The sequence below is a fragment of the Winogradskyella costae genome (assembly GCF_013403865.1).
Taxonomy (GTDB): domain Bacteria; phylum Bacteroidota; class Bacteroidia; order Flavobacteriales; family Flavobacteriaceae; genus Winogradskyella; species Winogradskyella costae.
The window spans coordinates 161,586-174,237 of the sequence record NZ_JABFDK010000008.1 but is presented as its reverse complement, the minus strand read 5'-3'; the positions used below and the strand labels follow the sequence as shown (position 1 = coordinate 174,237).

13 protein-coding genes are annotated in these 12,652 nt (G+C 33.3%); 8 read left to right on the top strand and 5 right to left on the bottom strand.

Annotated elements, in window-relative coordinates; genetic code table 11:
- The first annotated feature begins 9 nt into the window (after positions 1-9).
- From HM986_RS15065 to HM986_RS15045, 5 genes are read left to right on the top strand one after another with little or no spacing between them, the layout of a single operon-like run.
- Positions 10-567: a hypothetical protein gene (locus HM986_RS15065; protein ID WP_179335902.1), complete on the top strand. Its 558-nt coding sequence runs from the start codon at positions 10-12 to the stop codon at positions 565-567.
- 20 nt (positions 568-587) lie between these two features.
- Positions 588-962, top strand: coding sequence for a cupin domain-containing protein (locus tag HM986_RS15060; protein WP_179335901.1), 375 nt, complete (start codon positions 588-590; stop codon positions 960-962).
- Positions 963-964: 2 nt separating this feature from the next.
- Positions 965-1,792, top strand: a complete 828-nt coding sequence (locus HM986_RS15055) for an alpha/beta fold hydrolase (protein ID WP_179335900.1) — start codon at positions 965-967, stop codon at positions 1,790-1,792.
- A gap of 21 nt (positions 1,793-1,813) precedes the next feature.
- Positions 1,814-2,569, top strand: a complete 756-nt coding sequence (locus tag HM986_RS15050; protein WP_179335899.1) for a pseudouridine synthase — start codon at positions 1,814-1,816, stop codon at positions 2,567-2,569.
- Positions 2,570-2,580: 11 nt separating this feature from the next.
- Positions 2,581-3,006 carry a VOC family protein gene (locus HM986_RS15045; RefSeq protein WP_179335898.1) on the top strand — a complete coding sequence of 142 codons (426 nt, stop codon included), beginning with the start codon at positions 2,581-2,583 and terminating at the stop codon, positions 3,004-3,006.
- On the opposite strand, the gene HM986_RS17910 is transcribed toward HM986_RS15045, so the two are convergent.
- The 5 genes from HM986_RS17910 to HM986_RS15030 all read right to left on the bottom strand — a co-directional run bounded on the left by HM986_RS17910 (position 2,986) and on the right by HM986_RS15030 (position 8,737).
- On the bottom strand, positions 2,986-3,165 hold the full coding sequence (locus HM986_RS17910) for a TMEM164 family acyltransferase (RefSeq protein ID WP_317167402.1): 180 nt from the start codon (positions 3,163-3,165) through the stop codon (positions 2,986-2,988). The two genes, HM986_RS15045 and HM986_RS17910, sit on opposite strands and share 21 nt — an antisense overlap.
- 49 nt (positions 3,166-3,214) lie before the next feature.
- The gene (locus HM986_RS17905) at positions 3,215-3,418 is read right to left on the bottom strand and encodes a YwaF family protein (RefSeq protein WP_262890560.1); all 204 of its coding nucleotides are present in this window, start codon (positions 3,416-3,418) and stop codon (positions 3,215-3,217) included.
- A 209-nt stretch (positions 3,419-3,627) separates the two neighbouring features.
- Positions 3,628-4,515: a bifunctional 5,10-methylenetetrahydrofolate dehydrogenase/5,10-methenyltetrahydrofolate cyclohydrolase gene (locus tag HM986_RS15040; protein ID WP_179335897.1), complete on the bottom strand. Its 888-nt coding sequence runs from the start codon at positions 4,513-4,515 to the stop codon at positions 3,628-3,630.
- 125 nt (positions 4,516-4,640) lie between these two features.
- Complete coding sequence (gene ffh / locus HM986_RS15035; RefSeq protein WP_179335896.1) at positions 4,641-5,972, bottom strand: signal recognition particle protein; 1,332 nt, start codon at positions 5,970-5,972, stop codon at positions 4,641-4,643.
- Between the two features lie 227 nt (positions 5,973-6,199).
- Positions 6,200-8,737, bottom strand: a complete 2,538-nt coding sequence (locus HM986_RS15030) for a hypothetical protein (RefSeq protein WP_179335895.1) — start codon at positions 8,735-8,737, stop codon at positions 6,200-6,202.
- A gap of 99 nt (positions 8,738-8,836) precedes the next feature.
- Between HM986_RS15030 and HM986_RS15025 the strand changes: the two genes are divergently transcribed.
- From HM986_RS15025 to HM986_RS15015, 3 genes are all read left to right on the top strand, one after another.
- Positions 8,837-9,352, top strand: a complete 516-nt coding sequence (locus HM986_RS15025; protein WP_179335894.1) for an RNA polymerase sigma factor — start codon at positions 8,837-8,839, stop codon at positions 9,350-9,352.
- A gap of 65 nt (positions 9,353-9,417) precedes the next feature.
- Positions 9,418-10,314 carry a FecR family protein gene (locus tag HM986_RS15020; RefSeq protein WP_179335893.1) on the top strand — a complete coding sequence of 299 codons (897 nt, stop codon included), beginning with the start codon at positions 9,418-9,420 and terminating at the stop codon, positions 10,312-10,314.
- Positions 10,307-12,622, top strand: a complete 2,316-nt coding sequence (locus tag HM986_RS15015) for a TonB-dependent receptor plug domain-containing protein (protein ID WP_179335892.1) — start codon at positions 10,307-10,309, stop codon at positions 12,620-12,622. The genes HM986_RS15020 and HM986_RS15015 overlap by 8 nt, the downstream gene beginning before the upstream one ends.
- Positions 12,623-12,652: the final 30 nt, after the last annotated feature.

The following is a 12,652-nucleotide window of genomic DNA, read 5'->3' as shown; positions in this document are numbered from 1 at the left end:
AAATCTAAAATGAAAAACACCCTATTTACCGCACTAATTAGTGCTATTTTATTTTCAAGTTGTGCTAATAACAGCGCACCAGATCCGTTTAAGGTTACGAAAAACCATATTGGTTTATTAAATGATTCGACACAAGTTAAAGAATTAGATGCTATTTTCACCAATGACTCTGTAGTACGTTACGTTGCTGGTGATGAATTTATTGGCTCCATAAATACCATTGAAATCTTTGAAAAAGGCGGTAAGAAACTCTTAAATCTTTCACCTAAAAGAACTTTAGATTCTACTTCTGTAATCTCTAGTATCAACATCATTGACCCGCGTTACAATACCGATAAAAATATTTCAATTTTAAGTACTTATAAAGATATCAGCGAATCTTATAAAATTTCAAAAGTTGATAATCTTATTAATTTTATTGTGGTCTCGGTAGATGAGATTAATTCCTCTTTTACTATTGACAAAAAAGAATTACCAGCAAGTATGCGCTTTGATATGGGTATGACCATTGACCCAATTCAAATCCCAGGAAAAGCGAAGATTAAATATTTTATGGTACATTGGTAATTTAGTTGTTAGTTAAAAATATGCAGAAAAAACAAAAATATAAAATTCAAAACTCCCCATTTCTAGTTCCTACTAAAGATGGTAAAATTATAAAGGAACATTTTGGAAATGCTACAGATGGTAATTCAGAAATAAGCATTGCCCATATGGTTGCCCCAGCTGGTTGGTCTGAACCCTTTCAGACACCAGAATTTGATGAGTATACTTTTATAATTAAAGGAAAAAAACAATTTATCATAGACGATGAAATTATCGTATTAGAAGCAGGACAATCTATAAAAGTAGACAAAAACACGCGTTTACAATATTCTAACCCATTCACTGAGCCTTGTGAATATTTAGCAATTTGCTTACCTGCATTTTCAATTGAATCCGTAAACAGAGAAGACCAATAAATATGAGTAGTTTTGTTATTAAATCCATTGGAAGCGCTCTTAACGCTACCAGTTTAATCTCTTCTAAATATGCCGCTAAAAAAGCAATAAATCTTTTTGCATCTCCTAGAAAGGGACGTTACAATGAGGAGCAAAAGCGGATTATTGAGTCGGCATTTTATGAAGAAATAAGTTATAATAATCTCGATATCGCAACCTATCGTTGGGTGGGAAAAGGTAAAACCGTTTTACTCGCTCATGGGTGGGAGAGTAATGCATCACGCTGGGAATACATATTAAAAGACTTAAGATCTCAAGATTACAACATTATTGCCTTAGATGCGCCAGCACATGGTAGATCTGACAGTAAACAATTTAATGCGATATTATATTCTGAATTTATAAATGTGGTCGCTAATAAATTTCAGCCAGACGTATTAATTGGTCACTCGGTTGGAGGCATGTCTAGCGTTTTTTATATGCACAAATACCAATTACCCTCAATAAAAAAATTAATTCTATTAGGAGCACCTGCACATTTCACAGGCGTATTTGATAGATATAAATCTATGATGGGATTTAACAACAAGGTTTCAAACGGTTTAGATAACATTATTATTGAGCGCTTTGGGCAACCCGTTGCTTACTTTTCTGTGGCTAACTTTACAGAATCTATTACCGCAAAAGGATTAATTATTCATGATAAAAAAGACCGAATTATCCCTTACGAAGATGGACAGTTAATTGCAAATCGCTATAAAAATTCAGAATTCATTACCACCACTGGTTTTGGACATGGTCTAAAGGATATTTCTTTAACTGCTAAGATTATTGGATTCATTAATGATTAATCTTTATTGTACTTTTGCATCATGTCAGAAGAATTAAAACGTTTAAATAAATACCTTAGTGAAGCCGGTTATTGCTCACGTAGAGCAGCAGACCGACTTATCGAAGCAGGAAGAGTAACTCTTAATGATGTTATTCCCGAAATGGGAACAAAAGTCGCATCTGACGATGTGGTTAAAGTCGATGGTGAAATCATTGGCGAACGCAAACAAGACTTTGTGTATTTAGCTTTTAACAAACCCGTAGGTATCGTGTGTACTACAGACACACGTGTTGAAAAAGACAATATCATTGATTACATTAATTATCCTAAACGTATTTTTCCTATTGGTAGATTAGATAAACCTAGTGAAGGTTTAATTCTACTTACAGACGATGGCGATATCGTAAACAAAATTTTACGAGCGAGTAATAATCACGAAAAGGAATATATAGTAACTGTTGACACTCCTATTTCCCAAACGTTTATTGAACGTATGTCTGGTGGTATTTACCTAGAAGACTTAGACAAGCGTACTAAAAAATGTGATGTTAAGAAAATTGATAAATTTACCTTTAGTATTATTTTAACTCAAGGTCTGAATAGACAAATTCGAAGAATGTGCGAATACCTCAATTATGAAGTACAAACTTTAAAGCGTATTCGTATTATGAATATAAAGCTGGATATGCCTCTAGGACAATATAGAGAGCTTACAAAAAGTGAATTTCAGACACTCAATAATCTTATCAGTGATTCTATAAAAACCTTTCAACCAAAGAAGATAGACAGAACTTAAAATTTTCATTTATGGCGTTAGCTCCTTTTCATTTAGCGATTCCTGTTCATAATTTGGAAATATCTAGAGATTTCTACACCAATACACTAAACCTTGAAGAAGGAAGAAGTAGTGACCATTGGGTCGACTATAATTTTTTCGGACACCAATTGGTTATTCACTTCAAGGAGACTGAAGTTAGCGATGCTATAACAAATTCGGTAGATGGCAAAGCTGTACCTGTGCCTCATTTTGGTGTGGTTTTAGAATGGGAAGCCTTCCTCGATTTTGCAGAATTATTAAAATCGAAAAGCATAAAATTTATAATTGCACCCTACATTAGATTTGAAGGATTGGTAGGAGAACAAGCAACTATGTTCTTTAAAGATCCCTCAGGAAATGCTTTAGAGTTTAAAGCCTTTAAAGATATGACTCAATTATTTGCTAAACTTTCTTGACAGATAAAATGGCAAATACACCAATAAAAACAAAGGAATAAGCGTTAACTGACCAGCAATTACATAGTAAGGCCACTCTCCAAAATAATCCATTATTGTGGCGGATTGCGGCTTTTCCGTTAAGTAAACGTAATTAGCAGTTAAGGCATAATTCAGCACGGCTACAATTGCCAAATAAACATGAAAGGCTAAAAAAGATTTTACAACACTACCTAGAATAATCAAAACCTGGTACCCCCTGTGCTATATCTGGTGTAATTACGGCCTGTAATGTGCCTCCAATTATCCAAAAAACTAATATTTCGAACTTCCAATACCTACGATAATGCGTAAATATGGGAATTATTAAGGCCAATAAACTACAGAGAAAAAGCGGTAAATCTGTTTTGAAATTATAGTTATCAAAAAGCATTTGATACGCATGAAAACTTATAATAAAAAGACACAAACCATCCTAAACAATGAGGATCTTTACCTGTTGAGAATTGGATAGGTGTCTTTTTAAAATACTTTATAAGAATGACCCCAAAAATGAATGTAAAAAGAATGGGTAATACATGCTGAAGACTGCCTATCGTAACAGCATTAGAAACGACAGTACAAAGCCTTCAAGACATCATTTTATAATCTATTAGCTTTTCTATGCTGATCTCTTGCGATTAATGTATTCTTTAAAAGCATTGCAATGGTCATTGGCCCCACTCCTCCAGGAACTGGTGTAATAAAGCTTGCTTTTTTACTTACAGTTGCAAAATCGACATCGCCTGTAATGTAATACCCTTTATCAGAATCGTCTGGTACTCTTGTTATTCCAACATCTACAATAACAACATCATCTTTCACCATTTCTGCTTTTAAGAATTTTGGAATTCCTAATGCAGAAATAATAATATCTGCTTGAGACGTTATCTGAGTTATATTCTTGGTATGACTGTGTGTTAAAGTTACCGTTGAGTTTCCAGGAAACCCTTTTCTTCCCATTAAAATACTCATCGGACGACCAACAATATGTGAACGACCAATAACAACGGTATGCTTCCCCTTTGTTTCTACACCATAACGGTCTAAAAGTTCTAAAATTCCGAATGGAGTTGCAGGAATAAAGGTGGACATATCTAATGACATTTTTCCAAAATTCATTGGGTGAAAACCATCAACATCTTTATCTGGGTTTACAGCCATTAATACTTTTTGAGTATTAATCTGCGGTGGCAATGGTAATTGAATTATAAAGCCATCAATATCATCGTTATTATTAAGTTCTTCTATTTTATCTAGCAGCTCAACTTCGCTAGTCGTATTAGACATACGCACCATTGTAGATTCAAAACCGACACGCTCACATGCTCTAACTTTACTGCCAACATAGGTTAAACTCGCACCGTCGTTACCAACAATTACAGCTGCCAAATGCGGAACTTTTTCATCATTAGCTTTCATCTTATCGACTTCGGCTTTGATTTCATTTTTAATATCGTTACTTACTTTTTTTCCGTCTAAAATTGTCATGCTTTTGGTTATTGTTTTCTAGCAAAGACGCTATGGCGCAAAGCTCTAATTAATTAAATTATTATTTATAAGGATCGACTGAAGACTGTATTCTAAACTGTCTGCTGAAGACTGAATACTACAACTTATTTAGGCATATTCTGCATCATCTGCATCATACGTTTACCGCCTCCACCTTGCATCATCTTCATCATTTTACTCATTTGAGTAAACTGCTTTAAAAGCTGATTAACTTCTTGAACCGAAGTCCCAGAACCTTTACCAATTCGTTTTTTACGACTTGCATTTATAACTGCAGGATTAGAGCGTTCTTCTGGCGTCATTGAATGAATAATAGCTTCAATACCTTTAAAAGCATCATCGTCAATATCAATATCTTTCATCATTTTTCCTGCTCCAGGAATCATACCTACTAAATCCTTCATATTACCCATTTTCTTGATTTGCTGAATCTGTTTCAAGAAATCATCAAACCCAAATTGGTTTTTCGCAATTTTCTTTTGAAGTTTACGAGCCTCTTCTTCATCAAACTGCTCTTGTGCACGTTCAACTAAAGACACAACATCACCCATTCCAAGAATACGATCTGCCATACGTGATGGATAGAAGACATCAATGGCCTCCATCTTCTCACCTGTACCAATAAATTTAATTGGCTTATTAACTACAGATTTAATAGAAATTGCTGCTCCACCTCGTGTATCACCATCTAATTTGGTAAGAATAACACCATCAAAATTTAAAATATCATTGAAAGCTTTTGCGGTATTTACCGCATCTTGACCTGTCATAGAATCGACAACAAATAAGGTTTCTTGTGGTTGAATTGCTTTATGAATGTTCGAAATTTCGTCCATCATCGCTTTATCCACAGCTAAACGACCAGCTGTATCAATAATCACCACATTATGACCATTTGCTTTGGCATGCGCAATACCTGCTTTAGAAATTGCAACAGGATCTGTATTTCCTCTATCACTAAAAACCTCAACACCTATCTGATCCCCTACAACATGCAACTGATCTACTGCAGCAGGACGGTAAACATCACAGGCTACTAATAAAGGTTTTTTAGTTTTTTTGTTTTTTAAATAATTAGCAAGCTTACCAGAGAAGGTTGTTTTACCGGAACCTTGTAAACCAGACATTAAAATAACACTAGGATTTCCTGAAAGATTAATACCTTCTACATCTCCACCCATTAATTCAGTTAACTCGTCTTTAACGAGTTTAACCATTAACTGACCTGGTTGTAGTGTTGTTAATACATCTTGACCAAGCGCTTTCTCTTTTACACGAACTGTAAATTCCTTTGCAATTTTAAAGTTAACATCGGCATCTAAAAGCGCACGTCTTACTTCTTTTAAGGTTTCAGCAACATTTACTTCTGTAATGCTACCATGACCTTTTAATACGTGTAACGCTTTATCTAACTTATCACTTAAATTATTGAACATGTTTCTAGTCTTCAGTTTGCAGCCTGCAAGTAAGCAGTCTGTATTATTTAATAAGATGCAAATTTAAGAATTTATGAGGGAATTATGAATGGGAATTGATAAAATGATTTTTGGATAAAAAAGACAGACCAATGACTACAAACCAATCTATAGCAAAAAGAGCCACTCATGGCGAATGACCCTTTTCAATCAACTTAACTTACTAAAGTTACCAACTTCTAGTTTCTTTACTCACAGCTTCTAACTAAAACAATTTCGTTATCACTATTATTTATATCATGCAATATTAATTGGCTTGCTGTACATTCTACAATTAACCAACTTCCGTTTATAACTTGAATATTTGGTCCGGCTACATTTGAAAAATCAAGAATAACACTAGCATTAGATTGGGATGCTGACCATGTGGCATCGATTGTGATGGTATCTGTATATATTACTACAATACCTGAGTTTTCTTCGAAATGAAAATCATAATTACTTAAATTATCGCTTCCGTTATAACTAGCTATGGTCCAAAGACATTCAGTTAAAATAACGTTTATATCTCCTTCTGAACAGTTACTAGTATTACAGGTTATAACGTTTAATTGAATTGGAAATATCTCTAACTGATTTTGAATTTCAACTCTAACATAAATTATTGAGAACACATCAGAAGTAGTGTAAGCTGATGGATTAGTAATTGGATTTTGACCTGTATCCGCATTGGCCAGAGTTTCATAATAAGTGACTAAATCCGCACTTGGAGTACAATTGGCGAATGCCATAGGAAGATTAAATTCATATAAACCATTAAAATCGTCATTACAAACTTCTATTACAGCATCAAAACTTTCGTAGCATTCAAAGTAATTACAATCCTCAACGATTAAATCAATGGTAAAAACATGTTCTATAACATTACTATAAACATTTAGTACGGCCGCGTATATTACTGTTGGGTTATACATATTCGTATAACTTTCTGGTGTGTTAATTGGATTTACATTATTTTGTAAATCGCTTTCAGATTCATAGTAATAAACTCCATAAATCGCGATATCAGGACCACATTCTTGATTAGCTTCGGTTAAATTAAACGTAGCAAAACCATCACTACCACACTCCGTAATTTGGGTATTAACAAAGCAATTAAAATTAGTACAACTTTCTGTATTGAGATACACATTATAGATTTCAAACTCACCATTATTAGCTTCAACTCTCAAATAAACCTGTGCGATTAATGCACCATAAGCCTCAGTGTTTTCAATTGAATTTGCATTATTCTCTGCATCACTTAAGGTTTCATGAAACGACGACACAAAAGACTCTGTACAAAGCACAAGTCCAATGGTATTGGCGCTTAAGTTAAAAATAGGAACATTACTCACTTGTGTACATTCTACAATTTCGAAATCATCAAAACAGTTAAAAAGATCTGTATTACAGTTTTTTTCTAATATTAAAGTTTGGCCGCCTTTCTGCAACACAATGTTATCTGAATCACATTCAACAATTAACCAATCGCCATCTAAACTATCTTGAAATGCGATTAAATCTGTAAATGTTAACATAACACCTTCATCCGAAACAGATAAATTCCAACCTCCACCAACTGCAGAAGCTGCCATTCCTTCCGAAATTTGTAAATCACCATTAGCATTAAAAATCATTTTATCATTCTCAAAATTACCAGTGCCATCACTAAAATCCCACGGGCATTCTTGTAAAATACTGCTAATATCATTGAGTGAACAATTTAAATCATCTTCACAGACCTGATTAATAACCATTGCTTGTTCTCCCCTTGCAAACTGTATGGCATCATCATCACATTCTATAATTATCCAATCACCACCGAAATCTTCAAAATCTGTTTCTAAATATAAATATGTTTCACCTTCTGTTGAAACTACGGACCAATTACTAACAACATTAAAAGTGCCACCATCCTGATAAATATTGAATGTGCCATTTGAATAAAAAACGAAATCGATTCCCGTAAATTCAGGAAAACTTGAATATGTCTCAATTCTCCATTGACATTCAGTTAAGTTTAATTCTAAAGATTCTTCTGTGCAATTAGAAACATCGCAATCACTACTAGCGGCCTCAATCGTTTCTGCTAATTCTTGATTGGTATTAACCTCAATCGTTTCACCATTAATATAGTCTATGGTTACCGGAAAATTTAAACTTACAATAACGCCGTTATCATCATTTTCTAAACCATTTAGGAAACCATATAAAGTTTCATCGTTTACAATTATTACGGTATCAATAAGGTTGAATGCTGAATTGAAAACAGAAAAAGAAATAGGATAGGCAAAATCAACACAACTAATAATATCAGTTTCGTTGGTAACACATTCGTTTATAAAACGTTCTAGTTCATTTTCATTTTGAATTTCAATTTGACTGTAATCATTAAAAATAATCGCAATTGGAAATACAAAATCTAAAATATAATCATTGGTTGCATCACTCAGTAAGCCATCTAGTTGTTCTAAATCAGATAAGGTTTCAATAGTTAATGTTACATCGCTAATTATAATGGTAACTGGTAACTCCACAGAAAAGCAGCTTACTCCATCTAAAACATTATCCGCAGCACCAAAGTTCGCCGTAGCTCTGCTCATAAGGTTAACTAAAGTAGAATTGGGAACAATGGCTTCTTGACCGCTTGGAATCTCTATTTCTGTAATCTCTTCTTGACAAGATGTAAAGTAAAAAAGGGCAAAAAGGAAATATATAAATAGGTAATTAGATTTGGTTTTCATTAATTGATGCTTACTATTTATTATAAAACAGTTAGCCCTCAATATTTCCTACCACAATTATTTAAAATATTATTTATAATTTGTGGCCTGATAAAAACCATGAGTAAATCCCTACAAGATAACATCTGTGAATCACAGTTATTTGAGCGCTTCTATAAAAAGCACGCTAAAAACCTGCACGATTTTTTATACTATAAATTTGGGGATCATTTAAATCCGGAAGACAAAGTCCAAGAAGCCTTTATAAAGCTATGGCAAAATTGTGGAAAAGTTACTCCTAATAAAGCTAAAAGCTATTTATTTACCACGGCCAATAATTTAATGCTTAATGCGTTTGCACATCAAAAAGTAGTTTTAAAATATCAGACAAAGCCTCAAAGAACAACCACTAACGAGACACCAGAGTTTGTCTTACAAGAAAAAGAATACCATCAAAAACTACAAAGAGCATTAGGCAAATTAACGGAAGCGCAACGTGTTGCGTTCTTAATGAATAGAGTTGAGGGTAAACGATTTAAAGAAATCGCAGCGTTATTAGACATATCTATAAAAGGGGTAGAAAAACGTATTTACGGAGCCTTAAAAAAATTAAGAGAAGATATTGAAGAACTTTAAAACATTGAAACTAAAAAAAAGTAGGAGTTTTTAAAAGTAAGCTGTTATATATCTGAAATCACATTATGAAAAGAGAAGCACTCATAAAAAAATGGTTAGATCATAATCTAAATACTGAAGAGCAAAATGCTTTTGAGCAGCTAGAGGATTATAATGAGCTTATAAAAATGAATAAGACTTTAACGTCGTTTAAAGCTCCGGATTTCTCTATTGACCAAACTTACGAAACTTTAAAAACGAATCTTGAAGTTAAGAAAACGAATTTAAACCATTGGTTAAAACCGTTACTTAAAATTGCTGCAGTTTTAGCAATCGGATTCAGTATTTATTATTACACCACAACTCTAGATACCCAAGTGAGCACATCAATCGCAGAGCAAACCACGGTGCAACTACCAGATCACTCTACGGTGGATTTAAATTCAAACTCAACATTAACATTTAATGAAAAGAATTGGAGCCAAAGCAGAGAATTAAATTTACAAGGTGAAGCATTTTTTAAAGTTGCAAAAGGAAAGAAGTTCGACGTTATTACTGCAGATGGAATTGTTAGTGTTTTGGGTACTCAATTTAATATTAAACAACGGCATGGTTACTTTGAGGTTACTTGCTATGAAGGTTTAGTTGCCGTAAGGCATAATCACAAAAAGGCAACCTTAAAACCTGGTCATACGTTTAAAATCATTGATGGAAAACTACTTGTAAATGAACACGAGAACACTATACAGCCACAATGGTTACAAGGTGAAAGTAGCTTTAAAAGCATTCCTTTAAAATATGTAATTGCGGAGTTTGAAAACCAATACAAGCAAAATATAATTACAGAGAATATTGACCTTTCACGTTTGTTCACAGGAAGTTTTACTCATAATAATTTAGATTTAGCATTGAAGTCTGTTACAATACCATTAAATTTAAGCTACAGCCAATCTGGTGAATCTATTTTACTAAAGCGTGAATAAAAAAATACTTTGTTTAATTTTCTACTTTTTATCACTTGCCTTTTGCAACCTCACTTTTTGTCAGGAACAACAGGTTGAAAAAGCACTTGTCCAAATTCTTCTAAATATAGAAAAGCAACACGACGTTAAGTTTTCATTTGAAACTAAAACAGTTGAAAACATATTAATTAAGCCACTATCAACTGAGCTTTCCATAGAACAAGTATTAGATCACTTAAATCTTGTCACCAATCTTAATTTTAAAATGCTTAGTAATCGATTTATTGTTATTACTATGAGGGCAGCAATAGATACGCCAGACAATGTACAACGGCTAAAAGAAGTTATAATCACGAACTACCTTATCAAAGGGATTTCTAAAACTAATGATGGAAGTATAAAAGCCAGTACAAAAGCTTTTGATATTCTACCAGGATTAATTGAACCCGATGTCTTACAGATTGTGCAAAATTTACCCGGTATTATGAGTGTAGATGAACGCATTTCTAATATCAATGTTAGAGGTGGCACTAATGACCAAAACTTAATTTTATACGAAGGTATACGCATGTACCAATCCGGACATTTTTTTGGATTAATATCTGCTTTTAATCCATACTTATCAGAGAACATTACTATTTCTAAAAATGGTACTAGTTCTAAATTTGGCAATGCTGTATCGAGCACCATCGCTATAAAAAATTCGGACGATTTAAGTAGAAAAGCTAGTGGTGGAATTGGCGGAAATATGCTGAGTGTCGATGGTTATGCAAAAATCCCACTATCTAACAAAACAGAACTGCAGCTATCTGCTAGACGTTCGTATACTGATATATTAGTTTCTAAAACTTATGATGCCTATTTTGATCGTATTTTCAAAGACTCAGAATTAAATACATCCTCTAATATAAACACATTGTTAGCACAAGATGAGCGCTTTTTATTCTACGATTTTAATACTAAATTTTTATATGATATTGACACCACCTCCAAGTTGCGTGTTAATGTAATGAGTATGTCTAATGATCTAGATTACAACCAAATATTTACCTCAACAGATAACAACTTTCAAGAAACCAAAAGCAAACTAAATCAGACAAGCTACGGAGCAAGTGCAAGCTATTCGAAATTAGTAAATAGTGAACTGAATTTCTCGGCTCAAGTATATTATTCTAATTATGATTTAGATGCCAAAAACAACAATGTTACAAATAGCCAATTATTAGTCCAAGAGAATAAAGTTGAAGACTTTGGCCTTAGACTAGACCTTTCTAAAACCGTTAGTGAAGACATTAACTTTAACAGCGGTTATCAATTTAACGATGTTGGAGTTACTAATTTTGAGGATGTAACTAATCCAAATTACACACGTTTAATAAAGGAAATTATTAGAACACATGCCTTATTTGGCGAAATAGAATGGTACTCACCCTCCCGTGAGACTTATATACGGCTGGGCTCTAGAATTAGTTATTTTGGAAAATTGTCCGAATTTTTAATTGAACCACGATTTACAGTAAATTATAAATTTCTAGATTATTTTAGATTAGAAGTTTTAGGCGAATTGAAAAGCCAATCTATCACACAGATAATTGATTTACAGCAAGATTTTTTTGGTATTGAAAAACGACGATGGCAATTGGCTAATGGTAATAATGTTCCGTTAATTACAAGTGAACAAGCTTCGGTGGGACTCAGCTACAATCAAAACAACCTATTGGTTTCTATAGAAGGTTACTATAAAGGCGTCAATAACATTACAGCACGTAGCCAAGGTTTTCAAAACCAATTTCAGTTTACGAATGACATAGGTCATTATATTGTAAAAGGCATCGATTTCCTTATTAATAAACGTTTTAGTGATTTTAGTACGTGGCTAAGCTATACGTATAGTAAGAATGATTATCATTTTAATGAGATTAACAATAGCAAATCGTTTCCTAATACTATTGACTTAAGGCATGCGGTTAATTCTTCGTTCACTTACAACAGTGAAAAGCTTAAAATCGGAATAGGGTTCAATTGGCATTCAGGGAGACCGTTTACCGCACCAATAGAGCTTCAAATTGATAATAACGCTACCATTGAATACAATACCCCAAACAGTTCTCGATTGGATGATTACTTTAGAACCGATATTTCTGCGATATATAAGATGAAATTATCGAGAGGTACAAATGCTGAAATCGGAGCTTCTATCTGGAATATCTTTAATCAAACCAACACAATTAATCGTTTTTACACACTTAATTCTGAAGATGTCATCATCGAAGTAAACAACAAGTCTTTAAAATTGACTCCAAACTTAAGTTTTAGAGTCAATTTTTAATTGTTAAGATTATTAAAAATGTGTTACAAA